The sequence below is a fragment of the Curtobacterium sp. PhB128 genome, assembly GCF_004340725.1.
Lineage (GTDB): Bacteria > Actinomycetota > Actinomycetes > Actinomycetales > Microbacteriaceae > Curtobacterium.
In genome coordinates, this window is sequence record NZ_SLUR01000010.1 from 123,787 (window position 1) to 146,815 (window position 23,029).

Sequence of the window (23,029 nt, forward strand, 5' to 3'; positions counted from 1 at the left end):
CGAGCGGCGACGGACAGGAGGCACGGTGCGGGCTGGCACCGTGCCTCCTGTCCGCTCGTGGGCGCGTCCACCGCGCGCACGCTGTCCGCGACGATCCACGCGTCGATCGACGCGTGGATCGTCGCAAAGGTGGTGCGGGCCCGGAACCGCGCCCCGCTACTCGGTCGCCTCGGCCTCGGACAGCTCGCGCCGCCCGCGGTACGCCCGCGCCCGCAGCGTGACCACGACCGCCGACGCGACGATGGCGATGCCCGAGCCGACGAGCACGGCGAGCACACCCTCGTCGAGGATCTCCTCGTTCCGGGCGAACGCGAGCTCGTTCATGAGCAGCGAGACCGTGAACCCGATCCCGCCGAGCACCCCGACGGTGATGATCGAGAAGAACGACAACGACGACCGTCCGGGTGAGCGGAAGATCCGCGTGGCGACCGCGCCGAACAGCGTGATCCCGATGACCTTGCCGACCGGCAGTGCGATGACGACGGCCCAGAACGTGGGCGAGAGCTCGCCGATGCCGACGGCGGGGATGACCACCGCGGCCGACGCGAACGCGAACACCGGCAGCACGATCGCGTTGGACCACGGCTCGACGTTCTCGTGCAGGGTGTGGCCCGGACGGCGGGGGAGCACGAGCCCGAGCGCGACGCCGGCGATCGTGGCGTGCACGCCGGAGTGGTAGACGAGCCACCACGTCAGGAGCCCGACCACGACCATCGCCACGATGAGCAGCGTCTGCCCGTTGCGCCCCGGACGGAGCATCCGGCCGAGCAGCCAGAACACCGCGAGCGTGACGACGGCACCGGCGAGGGCCAGGAAGTCGGTGTCGTGCGCGAACACGACGGCGATGATGATGATCGCGATGAGGTCGTCGAGCACGGCGAGTGCCAGCAGGAACACCCGGATGCCGCTCGGCAGTCCGCGACCGAACATCGCCAGGACACCGAGGGCGAACGCGATGTCGGTCGCCGTCGGGATCGGCCAGCCGTGCGTGTACGGGGTGCCCGCGGTGACGAGCAGGAAGATGCCCGCCGGCACGAGCACACCGCCGACCGCCGCGATGGCGGGAATGATCGCGGTCTTCGGGTTCGACAGCTCACCGTCGACGAGCTCCTGCTTCAGCTCGATCGCGACGAGCAGGAAGAACACCGCCAATAGGCCGTCGCTGATCCAGTGCGCGATCGACAGGTCGAGGCCGACGGCACCGAGCGGCAGGTGCGCGTCGAGCAGCCGTTCGAGGCCAGGGCCGACCGGAGAGTTCGCGACGACCAGGCCGAGCACGGCGGCGGTCAGGAGCGCGATGGCGCTGAAGCGGGGGGAGCGGACGAGGGACGACATGGATCTCCGTCTCGAGGGGTCGGGTGGTAGTCCGTCGACCAGACTTCCCGACACACCACGACCAGCATACGTGGGTGAGACGATGGCGCGATGACCGCCGTACCGGACCTCGTGACCGTCGTCGACCGCCTGCTCGCCGAGGACGGGGGCTGCGTCTGGAACCGGGCGCAGACCCACGCCACGCTCGCGCGCTACGCGGTCGAGGAGTCCTACGAACTCGTCGACGCCATCGACGACGGCGACCCGGACGACGTCCGCGAGGAGCTCGGCGACGTCCTGTACCAAGTCGTCCTGCACGCCGGGATCGCCGAACGCGCGGGGGAGTTCACCCTGGAGGACGTCGCCGCCGGGGTCCGCGACAAGATGGTCCGTCGACACCCGCACGTGTTCGGCGACGAGACCGCGGACACCGTCGACGACGTGGTCCGGGTGTGGCGCGCGGCGAAGGCGGCGGAGAAGTCGGCCCGGACGAGCGCCCTCGACGGCGTCCCGCGCGCGATGCCGCCGCTGGAGCGGGCCGTCAAGCTGCTGGAGCGCCTCAGCGAGCACGGTGCGGCCGACACGGCCGTCGCGTCGGTCGTGGCCACCGCGCCCGTCGCGTTCGGCTCGGTCGCTGACCGGGAGGCCCGTGGCACGTCCGACACGTCGGCCGCGGCACCCGGAGCGGGGACCGCTCGGGCATCGGTCGGGTCGCCGGCACCGGCCGACGGTGCGGGGGCGGTGGACACGGCGTGGGGGATCGCGATGCTGGAAGAGGTCGCCGGAGCGGTGCGGGACGGGATCGACCCGGTCGCGAGTCTCCGCGTGGCGGTCGCTGCGCTCGAGGAAGCCGGCCGCGCCGCGGAGTGAGTGCGCGGAGAAAGAGAAGGGCGCCCTCCTAACCCGAAAAAGGAGGGCGCCCGTGAGCGGGTGGGCACACCCCCAGGGAGAGGTGTGCACGCAGAACCCGCTCGGGTCGCGGGGCACACTGCAGCACGGTGCCCACGCGATCGGTCCGGAGAGTGGATCAGGCACGCTCCGAACCGAGGTTCTGCATCCAGTATGCCAGTGCAACGCATGCCGCGCAAGCCGGCAGGGTGCATCTGCCAGACTGGACGCCATGGCGACGACCGTGACGGCACCCCGTGGCATGCGCGACTTCCTCCCGGCGGACAAGGCCCGACGCGAGCACGTGCTCGGTGTCGTCCGCGACGTCTACTCGCGGCACGGGTTCGACGAGATCGAGACCCCCGTGGTCGAGGACGCCGCACGGCTGCACTCCGGGCTCGGCGGCGACAACGAGAAGCTGGCGTTCGCGGTCATGAAGCGCGGGCTCAGCACCGAGGACCTGCAGGCTGCCCAGGCGCCGCTCGACCTCGCTGACCTCGGGCTCCGGTTCGACCTGACCGTGCCGCTCGCCCGGTTCTACGCCTCGCACCGCGCCGAGCTGCCCTCGGTGTTCCGATCGGTGCAGATCGCGCCGGTCTGGCGCGCCGAGCGTCCACAGAAGGGGCGCTACCGCCAGTTCGTGCAGTGCGACATCGACATCCTGGGGGAGCCCGGGCAGCTGGCCGAGATCGAGCTCATCCGCGCCACGACCGCCGCGCTCGATGCGCTCGGGGTGACCGGCACCACGATCCGCATCAACGACCGGCGGATCCTGCTGACCCTGCTGGCGTCGTGGGGCATCGCGGACCCCGCTGCCGCCGACCGCGCACTCATCACGGTCGACAAGCTCGACAAGATCGGCCCGGACGGCGTCGCCGCCGAGCTCCGCAGCGCCGTCGGACAGGAGCTGCCGGGGCTCGAGGACACCATCCGTGCGCTCGAGGCCGCGGACTGGACCTCGGTCGAGGGGGCTGCGTGGCTCGACGCCGAGGCGTTCGCCGACCTGCTGCGCCTGCGGGAAGCGCTGCCCGGCGTCGACCTGCGCTTCGACCCGACGCTCGTGCGCGGCATGGGCTACTACACCGGCACGATCTTCGAGGTCGCGCACCCCGACTTCGGCTACAGCCTGGGCGGCGGCGGTCGGTACGACGGAATGATCGGTCGGTTCCTCGGGCAGGACGTCCCCGCGGTCGGCTTCTCGCTGGGCTTCGAGCGCCTGGTCGACCTCGTGACACTCCCGGAGTCCGCCGAGTCGGACGCCGTGGTGCTCGTCTACGACAAGGACGTCGACCCGGTCCGGCTCGCGGCCCTCAAGACCGAGGCGCTCGCATCGCACCGGCGCGTGCGGCTCGAACGACGCACCAAGAACACGAAGAACCTGCTCGCCGGTCTGGCCGCGCAGGGGTTCTCCGCCTTCGCGACCGTCGGCGCCGACACGACGTCGCTCGAGGGTGTGGAGTTCCGCCCGCTCGACTGAGTTGTCCACACCGGGCGTCACGGTCGACGTCGTGTTCACCTCGGCTCGCTAGGATCGGTCCCGCAAACACCACAACCAATGTGTAGGGAGTACCCCGTGGCCCTGATCGATGCCGTAGGCGCACGCGAAGTCCTCGATTCCCGAGGCAACCCGACGGTCGAGGTCGAGGTCCTCCTCGACGACGGCGTCGTGTCCCGCGCGCTCGTCCCCTCCGGTGCCTCCACCGGCGCGTTCGAGGCGTACGAACTCCGCGACGGCGATGCCTCGCGGTACGGCGGCAAGGGCGTGCTCAAGGCCGTCGACGCCGTCCTCGACGAGATCGGCCCGGCGCTCGAGGGCTTCGACGCCACCGACCAGCGCCTCGTCGACGCCGCGCTCATCGAGCTCGACGGAACCGAGAACAAGTCCCGCCTCGGCGCGAACTCGATCCTCGGTGCCTCGCTCGCCGTGGCCCGTGCCGCTGCCGACTCGGCTGACCTGCCGCTGTTCCGCTACCTCGGCGGCCCGAACGCGCACACGCTGCCCGTTCCGCTGATGAACGTCGTCAACGGCGGTGCCCACGCGGACACCAACGTCGACATCCAGGAGTTCTTCCTCGTGCCGTACGGCGCCGAGTCGTTCTCCGAGGCGCTCCGTTGGGGCGTCGAGACCTACCACGCCCTCAAGGGCGAGCTGAAGAAGCAGGGCCTCGCGACCGGCCTCGGCGACGAGGGCGGCTTCGCGCCGGAGCTCGCGTCGAACCGTGCGGCACTCGACTTCCTGCTGACCGCGATCGAGAAGGCCGGCTTCACCCCGGGCAAGGACATCGCCGTCGGCCTCGACGTCGCGTCCACCGAGTTCTTCCACGACGGCAAGTACTCGTTCGAGGGCAAGCAGCTCTCGAGCCAGGAGTTCACCGCGTACTTCGCCGACCTCGTCGCGAACTACCCGCTCGTCACGATCGAGGACCCGCTGGCCGAGGACGACTGGGAAGGCTGGTCGCACCTGACCGCCGAGCTCGGCGACAAGGTCCAGATCGTCGGCGACGACCTGTTCGTCACCAACCCGAAGCGTCTGCAGCGGGGCATCGACGAGAAGGCCGCGAACTCGATCCTGGTGAAGGTCAACCAGATCGGCACGCTCACCGAGACCCTCGACGCGGTCTCGCTCGCGCACCGTCACGGCCTCACCTCGATCCTGTCGCACCGCTCCGGCGAGACCGAGGACACCACGATCGCGGACATCGCGGTCGCGGTCGACGGTGGTCAGATCAAGACCGGTGCACCGGCTCGTTCGGACCGCGTCGCGAAGTACAACCAGCTGCTCCGCATCGAGGAAGAGCTCGGCGACGCCGCGGTGTACGCCGGTCGCTCGGCCTTCCCGCGCGCCAAGTCACTGTAAGCAGCTCGGCCAGCAGCACCGGCACCACCGAGACGCCGTCCTCCTCCGAGAGGGCGGCGTCTCGTCGTGTGCGCGGCCCCGAGTTGCTGAGCGGTCAGGACGTGCCGCGCGCGCTGCGTCGAGTGGTCACGAGTCGTCGGCTGGGCCGGGCCTGGCCGACAGGACGTGACCGCCGGACGCGCGCCGGGCGGTGGGTCGTGACCGCTCCCGGTACGGGACGGGTTGGCGGGCCGGACCCGCGCCTCCCGGCAGCATCGATCGGACGACACGAGTCGCTGAGAGGCCACCGAACGGCCGCGTGCCGGGCGCTCCCACCGCGTCGGTCGGGTTATCGTCGGGACGTGCCCAGCCAGAAGCCCCGCGTCCGCCGCGTCCCCGTGGCGATGCCCGACGGCAGCACGTCGGCGCAGCCCTGGTACCGCTCGATCCACTTCTCCGGGTTCAGCCTGCTGATGCTCGCGATCATCGTGCTCTTCGTCGTGGTGCTCGCCCCGTCGCTCCGCACGCTCATCCAGCAGCAGGAGCAGATCGCTCAGCAGCAGCGTGAGGTCGCGAGCCAGAAGGCCGACGTCACGCAGAAGAAGAAGGACGTCGCCCGCTGGGACGACCCCGCGTACATCGAGGCGCAGGCGCGCGACCGCCTGCTCTACGTGTACCCGGGCGAGGAGAGCTACCTCGTGATGGGGGCCGAGGACCGGAAGGCCGAGACCACGCCGACGACGGACTCCGGCACGCCCGTCAGCACGAAGGTCCAGACGCCGAAGGTGGACTGGGTGCAGGCGATGCTGTCCTCGGTGCTGCAGTCGGGGCTCACCGACGAGACCGCCGCCGACCTCGTGGCCCCGGACGTCTCGGGCACCGGCGAGAGCAAGTAGCTCCGAGCCGGACCCGTCCGGCACGACGGTGCGCGGGGTACCGGGTCTCCGGTAGGCTCACGTTCCCGTGACGACCCCTCCCTTCGACCCGCCCTCCGACCGCGACGTCCAGGTCGTGTCGGCGCAGCTCGGCCGACCGGCACGCGACGTCATCGGGATCGCGGCACGGTGCGTCTGTGGCAACCCCACGGTCGTCTCCACGAAGCCCCGACTGTCGAACGGCACCCCGTTCCCGACGTTCTACTACCTGTGCCACCCCGCGGCCACCGCCGCGGTCAGCACCCTCGAGGCCAACCAGGTGATGCCGGAGCTGGCAGCACTGCTCGAGGACGACACCACCGCGGCCGCGTACCTCGCGGCCCACGAGTCCTACCTGGCCGATCGCGAGTCGATCGAGCACGTCGACGAGATCGTCGGCATCAGCGCCGGTGGCATGCCCACCCGTGTGAAGTGCCTGCACGCCCTCGTCGGTCACGCCCTCGCCGCCGGACCCGGCGTCAACCCCATCGGCGACCTCGCGCTCGAGCGCGCGGACTGGTCGCCCTCCCGGTGTGAGTGCCGGGCGTATGATGACGGTGCAGACGCTGGAGTCGGGGCGGGTGGCGGCGAAGTCTGACTCGACTCCGAAACCCCCATCCAAGGAGATCATCCCCCGTGCCCAAGATCCTCGTCGTCGGCGGCGGTTACGCCGGTTTCTACACCGCATGGAAGCTCGAGAAGCACCTTCGCCAGGGCGAAGCCGAGGTCGTCATGGTGGACCCGCTGCCGTACATGACGTACCAGCCGTTCCTGCCCGAGGTCGCTGCCGGTTCGATCGAGCCACGTCACGCGGTCGTCTCGCACCGCCGCCACCTCAAGAACACCCGCGTCGTCACCGCGAAGGTCACCAAGGTCGACCACGCGACGAAGACCGCCACGATCACGCCGACCGAGGGCGAGGCGTGGGAGGAGTCCTACGACCAGATCGTCATGACCGCCGGCGCGGTGTCCCGCACGTTCCCGATCCCGGGTGTCGCGGACGAGGCCATCGGCCTCAAGACGATCGAGGAAGCCGCGGCGATCCGCGACAAGATCCTCACGAACTTCCACAAGGCGGCGAACCTGCCGGCCGGTCCCGAGCGTGACCGCCTGCTGACCGTCGTCGTCGTCGGTGGTGGCTTCGCCGGCATCGAGGTGTTCGCCGAGCTCCGCTCCTTCGTCACCGACCTGCTGAAGAGCTACCCGCAGCTCTCCTTCGACGAGACGCGCTTCCACCTGGTCGAGGCGATGGGCCGCATCATGCCCGAGGTCTCGCTCGAGACCTCGCACTGGGTGCTCAAGAACCTGGCGCAGCGCGGTGCGAACGTGCACCTCGAGACCCAGCTGGCCTCGGCCGTCGGTGGCGTCTGCGAGCTCAAGACGAGCGACGGCGCGATCGAGAAGATCGAGTCCGACCTCATCATCTGGACCGCCGGTGTCATGGCGAACCCGATGGTCAAGGGCACCGACTTCCCGCTCGAGCAGCGCGGTCGCATCCGCGTGCAGCCCGACCTGCGCGTCGTCGACGACAACGGCGTGATCGCGGACGCATGGGCCTGTGGCGACGTCGCAGCCGTGCCGGACCTCACCGGTGGTGGCGTCGGCGGCTTCTGCGTGCCGAACGCCCAGCACGCCGTCCGTCAGGCGAAGCAGCTCGCGAAGAACCTGGTCGCGACCATCCGTGGCGAGGCGACGACCGACTACAAGCACGAGAACCTCGGCGCCGTCGCGGGCCTCGGTCTCGGCATCGGCGTGTTCCAGTCCGGCAAGTTCGCCATGAAGGGCTTCCTGGCGTGGGGCGCGCACCGCGGCTACCACGGCATGGCGATGCCGTCATGGGAGCGCAAGTGGCGCGTCATCGGCGACTGGGTCGGTGGCTTCTTCCTGGGCCGCGACATCGCGTCGCTCGACGACCGTGAGACCCCGCGCGCTGCGTTCGAGGCCTTCGCGTCCCGTCCGAAGCCCGCGGCCGAGGCCCCGGCAGCTCCGGCCGCCGCTCCGGCTCCCGAAGAGGGCAAGCCCGCTGGTGCCGCTGGTCCGGCGTACGGCGAGCCCGCCAAGGACGTCTCGAACGAGGCCGAGCCCGTGAAGGCCCCGGCCGACGCCAAGTAGTCCCAGCAGCAGTCCACGAGAGGCGGTCACCCTTCGGGGTGGCCGCCTCTCGCGCATCGGTAGGCTGTTGCGGCCCGCCCCCGTGGCCCAATCGGTAGAGGCATGCGACTTAAAATCGCCGAGTTGTGGGTTCGAGTCCCACCGGGGGTACCAGTGTGCGTTCCGCGAAAGCGACAGTCTGCCGCCAACCGCTCGCGGCACACCGTCGCCTTGGCGGGCAAGACGGCGCGACCGCGGGTGCATCTGTCGCTTCGGCGGGTGTGAACCGGCCCCAGCCCGGCCGGGAGGCCCGTGGCGCGCCCGCACCGCGCCTCCCGTCCGTCACACGCGTGCGTCCCGCGAAAGCGACGTCGTGCCGCCAACCGTTCGCGGCACGACGTCGCTTTCGCGGGCAGGACGGCGCGTCCGTGCGGACAACTGTCGCTTTGACGCGCGAACCGGGTCCGGTGCGGACGCGTCCGGCCGAATCAAGCTTAGGGTTGCCTAACCTAACTCCTGTCCCTATGCTCAGGGAGTTAGGTAAGGCTACCCAAACTTGGAGACCACCCGAATGCACCTGTCCTCTCCTCGCGCCCGGCGTGTGGCCGCCGGCGCGACCGCCGTCGCCCTCGGCGCGACGATCGCCGCGGCCGCCGCGCTCGGCGCTGCCCCCGCGAACGCCGCCTCCGCCGACGTCACCGACGCGTCGCTGTCCTGGAGCCTCAGCAACGAGGCCAACGCCGGCGCCTACTTCGGCGGCTGCAACTTCCTGTCCGCCGGGGTCGCCGGCAACTCGGGTGCCTCGGCACCGTGGACCGCGACCAACCCGTCGCCCGGCTACGCCGCTTCGGCTGGCAACGTCTCGATCGCCTACCCGAAGGCCGCGGGCGGCACCTCGACCCCGACCTTCGCCACGAAGTGCCAGACCGGCGACGGCACCACGGTCCGCCCGGGCACCACGACCGCCGGCGTCCTGACGCTCGCCGCGGGTACGGGCACCGTGGACGCCGCAGCCGGCACCGCGGACATCGCGTGGGACGGCGGCTTCACGGTCGCGTTCTACGGCGGCCTGACCTACTGGTCCGCCGAGGACCCGGAACTGCACGTCGCAGCGGACGGCACGGGTGAGCTCACGGCGACGGTCTCGGGCTACGCGGCCTCGCGCGACGGGGGCAGCTGGGCGCCGCTGACGCCGCGCACCGTGCACCTCGCGACCCTCACCGACGTCGACGTCACGAGCTCGGGCATCACCGTGAGCCCGGACTGGCAGGGTGTCGAGCCCGCGTCGGCGACGAGCCTGAACAAGACGAACGCCGACTGGGGTTCGTGGCCGGCGGACTTCGTCGACTTCCAGAACGAGACCGGTCAGAGCTCGTACTGGTACACGTCCGGCGCGAACGACGCCGCGGCCAAGAAGCCGCAGCCGATCTCGATCGCCTACACGGCAGCCGAGGCACCCACGCCCGAGCCGACCACCCCGGTGACGCCCGAGCCGACCGAGCCGAGCGAGCCCGGCACGCCGGAGCCGACGACCGGGCCGGGCGAGCCGGGCACCCCGGAGCCCACGACCGAGCCGAGCGAGCCCGGCACGCCGGAGCCGACGACCGAGCCGAGCGAGCCGGGCACCCCGGAGCCCACGACCGGCCCGACCACCGGCCCGACCACGGAGCCCACCACCGCGCCGACCACCCCGGCCCCGTCGATCAGCACCGGTGGCACCACCACCTTCACGGTCGGCGACTCGGTGCCGCTGCGCGCCGAGGGCCTGCCGGCGGCGACGGAGTACTCGATCGTCCTGCACAGCGACCCCGTCGTCCTCGGCACCGTGACCACGGACGCCGACGGGGCCTTCGCGACCTCGGTCGTGATCCCCACGGGAACCCCGGCCGGAGCGCACACCATCGCGGTGGAGTCCTCGGACGGCACGGCCGTGGTCTCGCTCGCCATCACGGTCACCGCGGACGGCACCGTCGTCGTCGACCCGATCGACACCACCACGGCCGTCACCACCGACGCAGCCGTGAACACCGGAGGCACCGTCTCCGGCACCTCGGCCCTGCCGTGGATCGGGCTGTCGGCCGTCGGCGTCGTCGCCCTCGGCTCGGTCGCGTTCATCGCGTACCGCCGCCGCGTCACCCAGCAGGACTGACGCACCGGGATCCGCGGGGCGGTCGACCCCGCCACGCGGATCCCGGCACCCAGGTGTCGGACGGGAGGCGCGCCTCCCGTCCGACACGTCCGTCACCACCCCGGAACGGAAGATGACCGCCCCACCCACCCGACCGCGTACCGCGCTGCTCTGGACGATCGCCGTGCTCGCCGCGGCGTCCCTCGTCGTCGGCGTGGTCGGTGTGGTCACCGCGACCACCGGAGCGGCCTCGCCGACGGCGATCACCGGCACGTCGCTCGACGGCAAGCAGGTCACGCTCGACCCGGGCGAGTCGGGGACGGCGGCGTCTGCGTCGAACGCGGTCGCCGACACCGGCGTCCAGCTCGTGCTGCCGTCGGTCGGGCTCGAGGTGCCGCTCGGCGAACTGGACGCCGTCGACGGGCAGATCACGCCGCCGGGGTTCAGTGAGGCCTACCGGGTCCGCAACCTGGGGGTCCCGCTGGCGGACCGCGCGGACGGCACCGTGTTCGTCGTCATGCACTCGCTGCGGAACGGTGCGATCGGCCCGGGCAACCTGCTCATCGACGTCGACGGGCAACGCTCCGAGGTCGTGGTCGGCAGCAGCGTCCGGATCGGCGACGCGCGGTGGACGGTGACCGGTTCCGAGCGGATCACGAAGGCGACCGTGGCCGCCGATGCCGACGTCTGGGCGGACGAGCCCGGCCGGCTCCTGCTCATCACGTGCCTGCAGCGGCCGGACGGCTCCCCGTCGGTCGACAACGTGGTCATCGAGGCCACGCTCGATCGCTAACATCGCCTGCGTGGTCGGACTCGGAAGCGCACTCGCGAACCTGCAGAACGCCCTCCGTCGGCCCGAGGCCCACGTCGAGGTCGTCGACGGCGAGACCGTCCCCGTCGGCATGCTCCTCGGCACGCTCGGTGCACTGCTGCTCGACGCGGGCAGCTCCGTCACCGACGTCCGCTCGGCGCTCGAGAAGGCCCGCGACGCCGCCGGGGTCGGTCCGACCCTGGCGATCGGGGTGCTGCCGGCGCTCGTGATGGTGAGCGAGGTCTCGACCGGTGCGGCGACGATCGTGAACGCCGAGGGCGTCGAGCTGTCATCGCGACAGGCTGCACGGGCGAACCGGGTCGTGCTCGGGTTGGAGAGCGGGTCGATCGCCCTCGCCGAGATCCCCGCGCGGGTCCGGGCCATCCGTGCCGGCACCGTCCCGCCGCCCGCACTGCCGTGGATCCTCGGCAACGCGCTGACCTCCGCCGGGCTCGCCGTCGTGTTCCGGTGCCCGTGGTGGGCGATCCTGCTCGCGCTCCTGGTCGGTGCGCTCGTCGGGGTCATCGGACTGCTGCTCCGGCGCTTCCGCGAGGCCGTCGCGATCATCCCGTTCCTGGCGGCCTTCGTGTCGACGGCCATCGTCGGACTCGTCGCCGCGGGTGCCGGGTTCGAGCAGGTCCCGCTGTTCGCCGTGTGCGCCCCGGTGGCGGTGTTCGTCCCCGGTGCCCTCATCACCAACGCCCTGCTCGAACTGACCGCCGCGGACATCGTGACCGGGTCCTCGCGGCTGGTCCAGGGGCTCATCATGCTCGGCTTCATGGCGGCCGGCATCGCCTCGGGCAGTGCGCTGACCGGGTTGCACGTCGACCCGTCCTCGGCGGCACTCGTCGGCGAGGTCGCCGGCGTCGGCACGGACCTGGCCGGGTGGGAGTCCGTGCCGTCCTACTGGGTGTCGTGGGTCGCAGTGGTGGTCCTGGCGGTCGGCCTCGGCCTGGTGTTCCGCTCGGGCTGGCGGCTGACGCTCGTGTCGGTGGCGGTCATGGTCACCGCCTACGCGCTGGTGAGCGGGACGACGCCGGTGTGGGGGAGCGTCGTCGCGACCGGGGCGACGGCGGCGCTGTTGTTCGTCGCGACGCGGTTGCTCGAGCGGCTCGTGCCGGCGATCCCGGCGACGGTGTCGTTCTTCCCGGCGTTCCTGCTGCTCGTCCCCGGGACCGTCGGGCTGGTGGCGGTGGCCACGTTCGACCCCGAGTCCCTCGCGACGCCCCTGGCGACCTTCGTCAGCCTGTGCATCGGGACGAAGATCGGTGGGTTGCTGCCGGGTCTGTTCGCCCGGAACGCGCCGAGCCACACGTAGCGCCGGCCCGGGGGTACCTGGGCGTTCCGGGCCGAATCGGGCGTACCTGGTCGGAAGTTTCGACCAGGTACGCCCGATCCGGCAAAGCACCGCACGCGGCATGGGAAGGAACGCACGCAGGCACGGCCGTGGACGCGACCGGCTGACGGACGGGAGGCGCGGGGCGGGGCCGCCACGGGCCTCCCGTCCGACGCCGCGCACGTCCAGAGCGCGCTACGGCTCGAGCAGTCGGCCCGCCGCCTGGTCCTCCGCTGCCGTCGCCTTGGCGAGGTAGTGCACCTTCTTGCCCGTCGCGTTGTAGGGCAGCTCGTCGACGAAGCGGTACCGCCGCGGCCGCTTGTAGCGGGCGAGACCGGGGTGTGAGCCCGTCCACTCCTCGAGCTCGGCGGCGGCTGCGACGTCGTCCTCCGGTAGCCGTCCCGCTGCACGGACCACGTACGCCGTGACGACCTCGCCCCAACGCTCGTCCGGGATCCCGACGACGATCGAGTCGGCGACGCCCGGGTGCTCCTGCAGTGCGGCCTCGACCTGGACGGGGTGGACGTTCTCGCCGCCGGAGATGATCATGTCGTCCTTGCGGCCGACGATCGTCACCCGTTCGTGCTCGTCCCACGTCGCGAGGTCGCCGGGGTAGAACCAGCCGTTCGCGAACTTCTCCGCCTCGAGCCCCGGGTTGCGGTACGAGTAGCCGGACTTCACGGTCCGGACCGCGAACTCGCCGATCTCGGAGCCGTCCTTCGGCACGGTGTCGCTCGGGTCGGCCAGGCGGTCCTCGTACACGCGCACCACGGCGACGTCGTCGTCCGTCGATGCTCGTCCGGTGGAGCCGGCGCCGTCGGGGAAGTCCTCAGGACGCAGGAACGTGTTCCAGAAGGTCTCGGTCGTGCCGTAGCCGTTGAAGATCCGCGGGGACAGGAGCTCCTGGTAGCGGAGTGCGGCGGCGCGGTCGAGTGGTGCACCCATCGTGACGATGCCGTGCAGGGACGACAGGTCGCGGGGCCGGGCCTCTTGCGCGTTCGCGAGCTGCACCAGGTTCGGCGGCGCACCGATCAGGAACGTCAGCCGCTCGGACTCGACCAGGTCGAGCACCCGCTCGGCGTCGAAGTGCCGCAGGGTGGTGAGCTCGGCGCCGACGTAGAACACCGGGTTCGGACCGCCCGAGTACAGGCCGCCACGGTGGAACAGCGGCGACATGTTGAGCGTCTTGTCGAAGGGGCTGAGCGGGAAGTGCATCACGACGTCGTGGGCGCTGAGCACCTCGACCAGGCTCGGCAGGGGCACCGGCTTCGGTCGCCCGGTGGTGCCGGAGGTGTAGAGCCGGGTGGTCTCGTCGTAGGTACTGCGGGGCTCGGTCGCGGCGAGTTCGGCGGGCGTGACGGGGTCGGCGGCGAGGAGCGCGGTGAACGCGACGCGCGCGTCGTGTGCGGGGTCGTCGTCGTGGTGCGCTGCGTGGTCGTGGCCACCGACGACGACGATGTGGTCCGGACGGTGCGGCGCGGTCTCGAGCGCTCGGGCGATGTCGTCGCCGCGCACCGCGTCGTGCACCAGCACCACGGGCGCGGAGTCCTCGATGATGAAGGCGACCTCGTCGGGGGCGAGCCGGAAGTTCGTCGGCGAGAACACCGCGCCGATGCGGTGGCACGCCAGGTAGAGCATCGCGAACTCGGGTGAGTTGAACAGCTCGACCATCACGACCGAACCGCGACCGGCACCGTGCCGGACGAGCCACCCGCCGATGTGGTCGACGACGTCCCCGAGCTCCGCGTAGGTCCACGACCGACCCGTGTCCGGGTCGCGCAGCGCGGGCCGGTCCGCGAAGCGGTGGGTGTTCCGCGCGAAGCCGTTCGCGTACGTGTAGCTGCCCTCGAACACCTCGCGGAACCGCGTCGGGTCGTAGTCGGATCGGGTCTCGGTCATCATCGCTCCCTGGGGCGGTCGAACGGCGCGTCACGCACCGATCGTCACTGTATCCGCCGCGCGGGGACGGCGGACGGGAGGCCCGGTGCGGGTCAGGCGGCCGCGTCCGGTCGCGCGGTGCGCGCCCAGAACCAGGCCCCGATCGCGCCCGCCACGCAGGTCGCGCCGACCGCGCCGAGCAGCACCGGCGACGCGTGGGTCCCCGCGGGACCCGAGTAGACCGCGGCGGTGAGCGCGACGGCGACGACCGCGAGTGCCACGTACCGGGCACGCGAGGCCACCAGGACCGCACTGCCGGCGGAACCGGCGAACGGCAGCAGCGTCGCGACGACGGCACCGACCCCGCCGACGCACAGGGTGATGGCGAACTCCGACGTCAACGCGGACCAGAAGCCCCCGCCCGCGGTCAGGCTGTGGAGCACCCACCCCGCGGTCGCGAGCCCGAGCAGCGCGATCGTCCGCCAGGTCGCGCTCCGGGCACCGGCGGCGATCCCGGAGCCGAGGCGCAGTGCGGCGGTGTCCAGGTCGGGGCGTCCCGACGGCACGAGCACCATCCCGACGATCAGGGCGGGGGAGAGGTCCGCGGCCCGCGTGATCCCGCACGCCACGAGCGCCGCGAGCACCAGCCACGGGGACACCCGGAAGCCCACCGCACGGTGGTCGGGTCCGGCTGCCCACCGGGTCACGAGCACCACGGCTGCCGTGAGCACCGCGGTGCCGAGCAGCACGGCGATGGCGAGGCGGACGTAGCGGGCCTCGAGCGAGACGCCCACGCCGAGCAGTGTGCACAGGGCGGCGACGGCCACCGCGACCGTGATCGACACCCACGTCGGCAGCACGTCGTCGGACCCGGAGCGGTCCGAGCGCGAGCGGTTCCGCCCGAGCAGTCCGGCGAAGGGCGAGCGGATGCGCCCGCGGGCAGCGGCGGCGACGAGCGCGAGGGGTGCGGCGATGAGCAGGAGGAACCCAGCGGCGACGGCCGTGGCGATCAGGACGGTTCGCCACGAGAACGCGGCCTGGATCGTCGGAACGGTGCGGTCGTAGGCGGTGGCGGCGGTCCAGTCGCCCGCGGGGCCCGACCAGTCGGTGTGGCCGCCGCCGGAGCCTGCGGCCCCGGGGGTGCTCGTGCCGGTCGGCTCGGTGCCGTCACCGGGCGCTGCCGCCGAACCAGGTCCGTCGTCGCCGGTGCCGCCGGCGTTCCCGGTTCCGGTGCCGGCCGGGGTCCCCGTGTCGCCGGGGGTCTGGCCGTCACCCGGTGCGGTCGTGGTGCCGGTGGTGTCGGTGCCGTTGCCGTTGCCGTTGCCGTTGCCGTTGCCGGTGGTGCCGTTGGTCGGTGCGTCCCCGCCGGTTCCGGAGGTGCCGGGGGTGCCGTTCGGGGCGCCCGAGGTCGACCACACGGTGACCTGCACGGCAGCGGACGACCGCGAGTAGTTGCCGGCGGCGTCGTGCTGCGTCGCGGTGAGGTCGTGTCCGCCGGCCCGCAGCTGCGACCCCGCGGTGGAGCAGGACCAGGAACCGTTCGCAGCGACCTCGGCCCGGCAGACGGGTGCGCGGTCGACGTAGACGGTCACGTCGGCACCGGGTTCGCCGGTGCCGCGGACGACCGTGGCACGCGAACCGACGCGGTCGCCGTCGTCGGGTGCGGTGATCCGCGGGGCTGCCGGTGCTGTGCGGTCGACCGTGATCCGCACCGGGGCCGAGGACGCGCTGCGCAGGTCGGAGCGGTAACCGCGCGCCGTGCTGGCGGTCTGCGAGGCGGTCACGGTGACGGTCGCGTCGGACCGCAGCGCGAGCGAGGTCACCCACCGACCGTCCGGGCCGACCGGGGAGGTCTGCTGCGTCGACGATCCGGAGACCGACAGCACCACGGTGGAACCGGGGAAGCCCGTGCCGGAGAGCGCGCCGCTGGTCGGGTGGTCGGACGCGATGGTCGGCGGCACGATGACGTCGGAGGCCGGGGCACTCGCGGGCGGCTGGCTCGGCGCGGTGACGTCCCGCACCGTGAAGACCTGCTGCGGACCCGACCGCACCGTACCGAGGCACGACCACGAACCGTTCGCCTGCACCTGGGACGAGCAACCGGCCGAACCGGTCGACGCGGGGCCCGCGACGCGGACGACGTGCGCCGGGGTCCCGGTGCCGTGGAACCGGGCGGTGCTGCTCGTCACGTCTCCCGGGTCGGCGATGGTCGGTGCGACGGGCGGTCGCCCGGTGGACGCGGGCGGGGGCGTGGGCGTGCCGGGGCGACCGCTGCTCGGGGGGCCGACGAGTTCGCCCGGTGCGGGGGTCGCGGCGCTCGCGGCGCTGACGCGTTCGGTGGTCGCCTGTTCGTGGGCCGCCGTGCCGGCGAACGCAGGGGCGGCCGCCGCCGCCAGCAGCGCCGCGGCGAGGACGGCCGTGGCCGAGGCGAGCGCGACGAACCGGGTACGACGACGAGGGCCGTCGCCCCCGACGGCCCGGTCGTCCACGTTGTCCCCTCGCGTGCTCACCGGCTCCATCCCACGTGATCCGGGCCGCTGGGTCAATACACCTCGCGGATGATGTCCCGCATCCGGTCGTGTTCGCCCCGCAGCCCGAACGCCCGGTGTGCGTGACTCGGGAATCGCCCGTGAACCCTGGCGGTCGACGCGAGCACCGCGGACGCGTCGGTAGACTTCACGACGGCCGTTCAGGCCACGCAGCACCGCGGATCCGAACGCGAGAAGGAGCACCCACGCATGGACACCGGACTCGTCACGACGCTGATCGTCGTCGGAGTGGTGGTGGTGATCCTGGTCATCATCGGGATCTACCTCTGGGTGACGTACAACTCGCTCGTCACGCTCAAGGTCCGTGTGGACGAGGCCTGGAGCGACATCTCGGTGCAGCTGAAGCGGCGCGCCGACCTGATCCCCACCATCGTCGACACGGTCAAGGGGTACGCCACCCACGAGAAGGCGGTCTTCGACGACGTCACCAAGGCGCGCTCCGAGACGCTGACGGCCGGTGACGCCGGCACGGCCTCCGCGGCCGAGGGACACATGCAGAAGGCGCTGAAGAGCGTGTTCGCGGTCGCCGAGGGGTACCCGCAGCTGCAGTCGAGCCAGAACTTCCTGCAGCTGCAGACCGAGCTCGTCGACACCGAGGACAAGATCCAGTCCGCCCGGCGCTTCTACAACGGCGGCGTGCGCGAGCTGAACACGAAGATCCGGGTCTTCCCGAACTCCACGTTCGCCAAGCGACGGGGCTTCGCCGAGGCGACCTTCTTCGAGACCGCCGAGCCGGCAGCCATCGCCGAGCCGCCGCGCGTCCAGTTCTGACCCCAGCCTCGCAGCTGCCGTGTACAGCGCCATCGCGCGGAACAAGCGCAACACCGTCGTCATCGTTCTGGTCTTCCTGCTGATCATCGGCGCGCTCGGGTTCCTGGGCGGGTACCTGGCGGGGAACGTGTCGATCGGCGTCATCGTGCTCGCCGTCGCCCTGGGCTACGCGGTGCTGCAGTACTTCTTCGCTGCTCGGCAGGCGACCGCCATCGCCGGCGGCATCGAGATCGACCGCACCTCCGAACCGCGGCTCTGGCGGACGGTCGAGAACCTCGCGATCTCGACCGGCATGCCGATGCCCCGGGTCTACGTCATCCAGGACCCGTCGCCGAACGCCTTCGCCACCGGGCGCGACCCGGAGCACGCCGTGGTCGCGGCGACGACCGGGCTGCTCCAGATCATGGACGACCAGGAGCTCCAGGGTGTGATGGCCCACGAACTCGGGCACGTCCGCAACTACGACATCCGGGTCTCGACGATGGTGTTCGGGCTGGTGGTCGCCGTCGGCCTGATCGCCGACGTGCTCCTGCGCATCTCGATCTTCAGCGGCCTGTCCGGCGGCCGGAACCGCAACTCGGACAACGGCGGTGGCGCGAACCCGGTGCTGCTCATCGCCGGCATCGTGGCCGTGGTCGTGGCGCCGATCGCCGCGGCGGGCGTGCAGGCTGCGGTGTCCCGGCAGCGCGAGTACCTCGCCGACGCCACCGGTGCGATGACGACGCGCCACCCCGAGGGCCTCGCCCGGGCGCTCGAGAAGCTCGGCGCGTACGGCCGTCCGATGCAGACGCAGAACTCGTCGATGGCGCACCTGTGGATCGCCGACCCGATGCGCCCCGGCGTGATGGACCGGCTGTTCTCGACGCACCCGCCGCTGCCGGACCGCATCGCACGCCTGCGGGCGAACGCCGACCGCTTCTGACGCCGGTCAGGCCTCGACGGCGTCGAGTTGTTCCGTGGGTTCGGGGGCATCGGCGTCGTCGACGGCTTCGTGCGGGACCAGCGGGAGGCCGAGCGCCCCGGCGACCGCGGCTGCAGCCGTGCCCCGATCGGTGACCTCGACCTCGTCGAGTCCCTGCCAGGCGGCGGTGCGTCGGAGGGTCTCGGCCAGCCGCTCGGCATCGAGGTGCTCGCCGGGCTCCTGCCACGCGGTCCGGACCCGCAGCACGCCACGCTGCCGGTCGCTCTTCAGGTCGACCCGGCCGACGAGGCGGTCGTCCTGCAGCACGGGCAGCACGTAGTACCCGAACACCCGCTTCGGGGCCGGTGTGTAGATCTCGATCCGGTAGTGGAACCCGTACATCCGCTCCGCCCGTCGGCGGAACCACACGACCGGGTCGAACGGGCTGAGCACCGCGTCGGCGGTGACCTGCCGGGGCACCCGGGCATCGGGGTGGAGCCAGGCCCGCTCACCCCAGCCCTCGACCCGCACGGGCAGGAGCTCGCCGGCAGCGGTGAGCTCCGCGATGGCGCCGGCGGTGTCGTCCGACCGCAGTCGGTAGTAGTCGGCGATGTCCGCTCGGGTGCCGACGCCGAGGGCGCGGGTGGCGTGCCGGACGAGTTCGAGCACGGCGGCAGCGCGCGGCGGGGCCGTCTCGAGGAACCCGGCCGGCAGGACCTGCTCGGGCAGGGCGTACACGCGCTCGAAGCCCGACCGTCCGGCGCTCACGGCCTCGCCCCAGCGGAACATCTGCTCGAGCCCGAGTTTCACGTCGCTCCAGCCCCACCACGGACCACGGCGGACGTTCGACTCGTGCTCGACCGCGCTGGCCCGCATCGGCCCCTCGGCACGCAGGAGCGCGTGCAGCTCGCGTCGGACCCCGGCGGTGCGGGTGACGCCGTCGATCCTGGTCGGACCGGCGTCGCGGTCCCGCAGGGCGTCCATCCGCCAGCGGAACAGCCGCAGGTCGTCGCGCGGGATGAGGGCTGCCTCGTGCGCCCAGTACTCGGTGTAGGGCCCGGACCGGCCGAGGGTCAGTCGGTCGAGCGTGGACCGGTCGTACGCCCCCAGTCGTGCGAAGAGCGGCAGGTAGTGGCTGCGCTCGAACACGTTCACCGAGTCGATCTGCAGCAGCCCGAGCCGGGCGAACGCTGCGTTCACCGCACGCGTCGAGACGTCCGTCGCCGGTGGCCGACCGAACCCCTGCGCGGCGAGGGCGACGCGGCGGGCTTCGGCGGCGGAGAGCGAGGACCTGACCATGCGGCGACGCTACCGAACCCCGCCGACAGCGCGGCGTCCGAACGTATGCCGTATCTGGAACGCGAGGACGTCTGGATCGCTAGGATCGGCCCATGGCCTGGGGAAAGAAGACACCGCACACGGATCCCGTCGTCGTCGATGACGCGGTGCCGCCCGGCATGCGGATCGCCGGCGCGTGGTCGTGGCGGATCCTCGTCGTGGTCGGCGTCGTCGCGGTGGTCATCTACCTGGTCACGCTGTTCAGCGAGATCCTCATCCCGTTCCTCATCGGCATCGTCGTCGCCGCGCTCCTGGTCCCGCTGTCGAACTGGATGCAGCGCCACCACGTGCCGAAGTGGCTCGCGGTCATCGTCAGCCTGGTCGGTGGGCTCGCCGCCGTCGGGGCGCTCATCTGGCTCGTCGTCGACCAGATCGCCGCCGCCTACCCGTCGCTCCGCGACCGCACCCTGTCGCAGTACGACAACATCCGCGACTTCGTGCTCAGCTCCGGGCTCGGGATCAGCCAGAAGGACCTGAACTCCTACCTCAACCAGGCGACCGACTGGCTGCAGAGCAACTCCGGCTCGATCCTGTCCGGAGTGGCCAGCGCGGGGTCGTCGCTGACGCACATCCTCACCGGCCTGTTCATCGTCATCTTCACGGTGATCTTCCTGCTCATCGACGGCAAGAACGTCTGGCGCTGGACGGTCCGGCTCTTCCCGAAGAACGCCCGCAGCGCGATCGACGGCGCCGGGGTCGCCGGCTGGACGACGTTGACGAGCTTCATCCGGGTGCAGATCTTCGTCGCGTTCGTCGACGCCGTCGGCATCGGCCTCGGTGCGTTCTTCCTGCAGCTGCCGCTCGTCGTGCCGATCGCGGTCTTCGTGTTCCTCGGGTCGTTCATCCCGGTCGTCGGTGCGATCGTCACCGGGTTCCTGGCGGTGTTCGTCGCCCTGGTCTTCAACGGCCCGGTGGCGGCGGTCATCATGCTCGGCGTGATCCTGGTCGTGCAGCAGGTCGAAGGACACATCCTGCAGCCGCTCGTCATGGGCAGCGCCGTCAAGGTGCACCCGCTCGCCGTCGTCCTCGGGGTCACCGCGGCGTCGGGCCTCGCGGGCATCGCGGGCGCGTTCTTCGCCGTCCCGCTCATCGCCACCGTCAACTCCATGGTCACGACCATCTCGAGCGGCCGGTGGAAGACCATGGACTCCGACCACGTGCTCGAGGCCAAGCAGGACGCGCACGACGAGAACGTCCGGACCAAGCGGCGGCGCAAGGTCCTCAAGCTGCGGAAGCGTCGTGGCGACGTGCCGAAGCCGGGCACCGACGAGCAGCCGACCGCGGTCAAGGGGACGGCAGGCTGACACTGAACGATCCCTCGTGTCACGGGTTCGCCGCGGAGGCCCGGAACGACGATGATGGGGGAGTGACCGACACCAGCGCCTCCCAGCACACGCTCGCCGCGATCCCCACCCTCGCGGACATCGAGACGGCGCGGGAGACCATCTCGGGCGTCGCGCGCGTCACCCCGATGGAGACCTCGCAGTTCCTGGCCGAGGTGCTCGGTTCACCGGTGCACCTGAAGTGCGAGAACCTGCAGCGCACCGGTGCGTACAAGGTCCGCGGCGCGTACAACCGCCTGTCGACCCTGTCCGAGGAACAGCGCGCCAAGGGCGTCGTCGCGGCCAGCGCCGGCAACCACGCCCAGGGAGTCGCCCTCGCCGCCCGCGAGCTCGGCATCCCGGCGACGATCTTCACCCCGGTCGGTGTCGCGCTGCCGAAGCTGCAGGCCACCCGCCACTACGGCGCCGAGGTCGTGCTGCGCGGCCACTCGGTGGAGGAAGCCCTGAGCGCCGCCAAGGACTTCGCCGCGCACACCGGCGCGGTCTTCATCCCGCCGTTCGACCACCCCGCCGTCATCGCCGGCCAGGGAACCCTCGGCCTCGAGATCATCGACCAGGTGCCCGACGTGGACACCGTCGTCGTGCCGATCGGCGGCGGCGGGGTCATCTCCGGCATCGCCCTCGCGGTCAAGGGCATGGCCGAGCGGCTCGGACGACCGATCAAGGTCATCGGGGTGCAGGCCGAGAACGCTGCTGCGTACCCGTCGTCGATCCGCGCCGGCGAGCCCGTCACCATCACGACGACACCGACGATCGCCGACGGCATCGCGGTCGCCCGCCCCGGCGACCTGAACTTCCCGATCATCCGCGACCTGGTCGACGACATCGTCACGGTCTCCGACGACGACACCGCCCGCGCCCTGCTCGTGCTGCTCGAGCGTGCGAAGCTCGTGGTCGAGGCCGCCGGAGCCGTCGGTGTCGCCGCGATCATGTCCGGCGCGGTCCGCGACACCGGGCGCACCGTCGTGCTGTTGAGCGGCGGCAACATCGACCCGCTCATGATGGAGCGCGTGATCACCCGCGGTCTGGTCGCCGCGTCGCGTTACATCGGCATCCGCATCATGCTGCCGGACCGTCCCGGCCAGCTCGCCCGGGTCGCCCAGGTGATCTCGGACGCCGGCGCGAACGTGGTCGAGGTCCTGCACACCCGCCACGGACAGGGCCTGGTCATCAACGAGGTGGCCCTCGACCTGTCGATCGAGGCGCGTGGCCCCGAGCACGCGCAGGAGGTCATCCAGCGCCTGCACGAGGTCGGCTTCCGCCCGGAGCTCCTCGAGCACTAGCCCTGCGACGATCCACGAGTCGTTCGACGCGTGTCCTGTCGGATCGGTGGTGCGCCCCGGTGAGCGGGGCCGTGGACGCGACCAGCGGACAGACGGGAGGCCCGTGGCGGTGTCGCCCCGGGCCTCCTGTCCGTCTGTGGTGCTGCCTACGGCTCGTAGCGCTCGATCTTGACGACCTCGACCGCGATCTCCTTGCCGTTCGGCGCCGTGTAGGTGGCCTTGTCACCGGCCTTGAGGCCGACGATCGCCGCGCCGACGGGGCTGACCGGGCTGTAGACCGTCAGGTCGGAGCCCTCGGCGACGATCTCGCGGCTGCCGACCAGGAACGTCGACTCGTCGCCTGCGATGACCGCGGTGACGACGGTGCCGGGCTCGACCGTGCCGTCGAAGACGGCTTCACTGACGGTCGCGTGCTTGAGGAGGTTCGTGAGGACGCGGATGCGCGCCTCGATCTTGCCCTGCTCGTCCTTGGCGGCGTGGTAGCCGCCGTTCTCCTTGAGGTCGCCCTCTTCGCGAGCGGCCTCGATGCGGCGCGCGATCTCGGCACGGCCCTCGCCGCTCAGCTCGTCGAGCTCCGCCTGGAGACGGTCGTGCGCCTCCTGGGTCAGCCAGGTGACCTGCGTGTCGTTGCTCATCTTCTGTCCCTTC

At 71.7% G+C, this 23,029-nt stretch carries 18 protein-coding genes and 1 tRNA gene; 14 read left to right on the plus strand and 5 right to left on the minus strand.

Features of this window, described 5'->3' with window-relative positions; all coding sequences use genetic code 11:
* Nucleotides 1-156: 156 nt before the first annotated feature.
* Nucleotides 157-1,335 (minus strand): Na+/H+ antiporter NhaA, encoded by a 1,179-nt coding sequence (gene nhaA, locus EDF23_RS16190; protein ID WP_131922325.1) that lies wholly within the window; start codon nucleotides 1,333-1,335, stop codon nucleotides 157-159.
* Nucleotides 1,336-1,425: 90 nt separating this feature from the next.
* Here nhaA and EDF23_RS16195 point away from each other — a divergent pair, with 90 nt between their 5' ends.
* From EDF23_RS16195 to EDF23_RS16240, 10 genes are all read left to right on the plus strand, one after another.
* The gene (locus tag EDF23_RS16195; RefSeq protein ID WP_131922327.1) at nucleotides 1,426-2,184 is read left to right on the plus strand and encodes a MazG family protein; all 759 of its coding nucleotides are present in this window, start codon (nucleotides 1,426-1,428) and stop codon (nucleotides 2,182-2,184) included.
* 250 nt (nucleotides 2,185-2,434) lie between these two features.
* A complete protein-coding gene (hisS, locus tag EDF23_RS16200) occupies nucleotides 2,435-3,679 on the plus strand; it encodes a histidine--tRNA ligase (RefSeq protein ID WP_131922329.1) in 1,245 nt (414 codons plus the stop codon).
* 96 nt (nucleotides 3,680-3,775) lie between these two features.
* The gene (gene eno, locus EDF23_RS16205; protein WP_123294734.1) at nucleotides 3,776-5,059 is read left to right on the plus strand and encodes a phosphopyruvate hydratase; all 1,284 of its coding nucleotides are present in this window, start codon (nucleotides 3,776-3,778) and stop codon (nucleotides 5,057-5,059) included.
* Nucleotides 5,060-5,400: 341 nt separating this feature from the next.
* Nucleotides 5,401-5,934, plus strand: coding sequence for a septum formation initiator family protein (locus EDF23_RS16210; protein WP_111084824.1), 534 nt, complete (start codon nucleotides 5,401-5,403; stop codon nucleotides 5,932-5,934).
* A gap of 67 nt (nucleotides 5,935-6,001) precedes the next feature.
* A complete protein-coding gene (locus EDF23_RS16215; RefSeq protein ID WP_111084823.1) occupies nucleotides 6,002-6,550 on the plus strand; it encodes a DUF501 domain-containing protein in 549 nt (182 codons plus the stop codon).
* A 38-nt stretch (nucleotides 6,551-6,588) separates the two neighbouring features.
* A complete protein-coding gene (locus EDF23_RS16220) occupies nucleotides 6,589-8,064 on the plus strand; it encodes an FAD-dependent oxidoreductase (protein ID WP_123294735.1) in 1,476 nt (491 codons plus the stop codon).
* A gap of 76 nt (nucleotides 8,065-8,140) precedes the next feature.
* Nucleotides 8,141-8,217 (plus strand) — tRNA-Leu (locus EDF23_RS16225).
* Nucleotides 8,218-8,599: 382 nt separating this feature from the next.
* Nucleotides 8,600-10,192, plus strand: a complete 1,593-nt coding sequence (locus EDF23_RS16230; RefSeq protein ID WP_131922331.1) for a hypothetical protein — start codon at nucleotides 8,600-8,602, stop codon at nucleotides 10,190-10,192.
* A gap of 112 nt (nucleotides 10,193-10,304) precedes the next feature.
* The gene (locus tag EDF23_RS16235) at nucleotides 10,305-10,964 is read left to right on the plus strand and encodes a class F sortase (protein ID WP_131922333.1); all 660 of its coding nucleotides are present in this window, start codon (nucleotides 10,305-10,307) and stop codon (nucleotides 10,962-10,964) included.
* A 10-nt stretch (nucleotides 10,965-10,974) separates the two neighbouring features.
* Nucleotides 10,975-12,300, plus strand: coding sequence for a threonine/serine exporter family protein (locus EDF23_RS16240; RefSeq protein WP_123294738.1), 1,326 nt, complete (start codon nucleotides 10,975-10,977; stop codon nucleotides 12,298-12,300).
* 213 nt (nucleotides 12,301-12,513) lie between these two features.
* On the opposite strand, the gene EDF23_RS16245 is transcribed toward EDF23_RS16240, so the two are convergent.
* Together EDF23_RS16245 and EDF23_RS16250 are read right to left on the minus strand one after the other, a co-directional pair.
* The gene (locus EDF23_RS16245) at nucleotides 12,514-14,217 is read right to left on the minus strand and encodes an AMP-binding protein (protein WP_131922335.1); all 1,704 of its coding nucleotides are present in this window, start codon (nucleotides 14,215-14,217) and stop codon (nucleotides 12,514-12,516) included.
* 92 nt (nucleotides 14,218-14,309) lie between these two features.
* Nucleotides 14,310-16,706: an Ig-like domain-containing protein gene (locus tag EDF23_RS16250; protein WP_131922337.1), complete on the minus strand. Its 2,397-nt coding sequence runs from the start codon at nucleotides 16,704-16,706 to the stop codon at nucleotides 14,310-14,312.
* A gap of 228 nt (nucleotides 16,707-16,934) precedes the next feature.
* Here EDF23_RS16250 and EDF23_RS16255 point away from each other — a divergent pair, with 228 nt between their 5' ends.
* Complete coding sequence (locus EDF23_RS16255) at nucleotides 16,935-17,516, plus strand: LemA family protein (RefSeq protein ID WP_111084820.1); 582 nt, start codon at nucleotides 16,935-16,937, stop codon at nucleotides 17,514-17,516.
* Between the two features lie 19 nt (nucleotides 17,517-17,535).
* Nucleotides 17,536-18,438: a M48 family metalloprotease gene (locus tag EDF23_RS16260; protein WP_111084819.1), complete on the plus strand. Its 903-nt coding sequence runs from the start codon at nucleotides 17,536-17,538 to the stop codon at nucleotides 18,436-18,438.
* Between the two features lie 6 nt (nucleotides 18,439-18,444).
* On the opposite strand, the gene EDF23_RS16265 is transcribed toward EDF23_RS16260, so the two are convergent.
* On the minus strand, nucleotides 18,445-19,716 hold the full coding sequence (locus EDF23_RS16265; RefSeq protein WP_131922339.1) for a crosslink repair DNA glycosylase YcaQ family protein: 1,272 nt from the start codon (nucleotides 19,714-19,716) through the stop codon (nucleotides 18,445-18,447).
* Between the two features lie 92 nt (nucleotides 19,717-19,808).
* Here EDF23_RS16265 and EDF23_RS16270 point away from each other — a divergent pair, with 92 nt between their 5' ends.
* Both EDF23_RS16270 and ilvA read left to right on the plus strand, forming a co-directional pair.
* Complete coding sequence (locus EDF23_RS16270; protein ID WP_123294741.1) at nucleotides 19,809-21,059, plus strand: AI-2E family transporter; 1,251 nt, start codon at nucleotides 19,809-19,811, stop codon at nucleotides 21,057-21,059.
* 62 nt (nucleotides 21,060-21,121) lie between these two features.
* Entirely contained in the window at nucleotides 21,122-22,381 is a 1,260-nt protein-coding gene (gene ilvA, locus EDF23_RS16275; protein WP_123340649.1) for a threonine ammonia-lyase, read from the plus strand.
* Between the two features lie 146 nt (nucleotides 22,382-22,527).
* Here ilvA and greA read toward each other — a convergent pair whose 3' ends face one another.
* Complete coding sequence (greA, locus tag EDF23_RS16280; RefSeq protein WP_111084815.1) at nucleotides 22,528-23,016, minus strand: transcription elongation factor GreA; 489 nt, start codon at nucleotides 23,014-23,016, stop codon at nucleotides 22,528-22,530.
* Nucleotides 23,017-23,029: the final 13 nt, after the last annotated feature.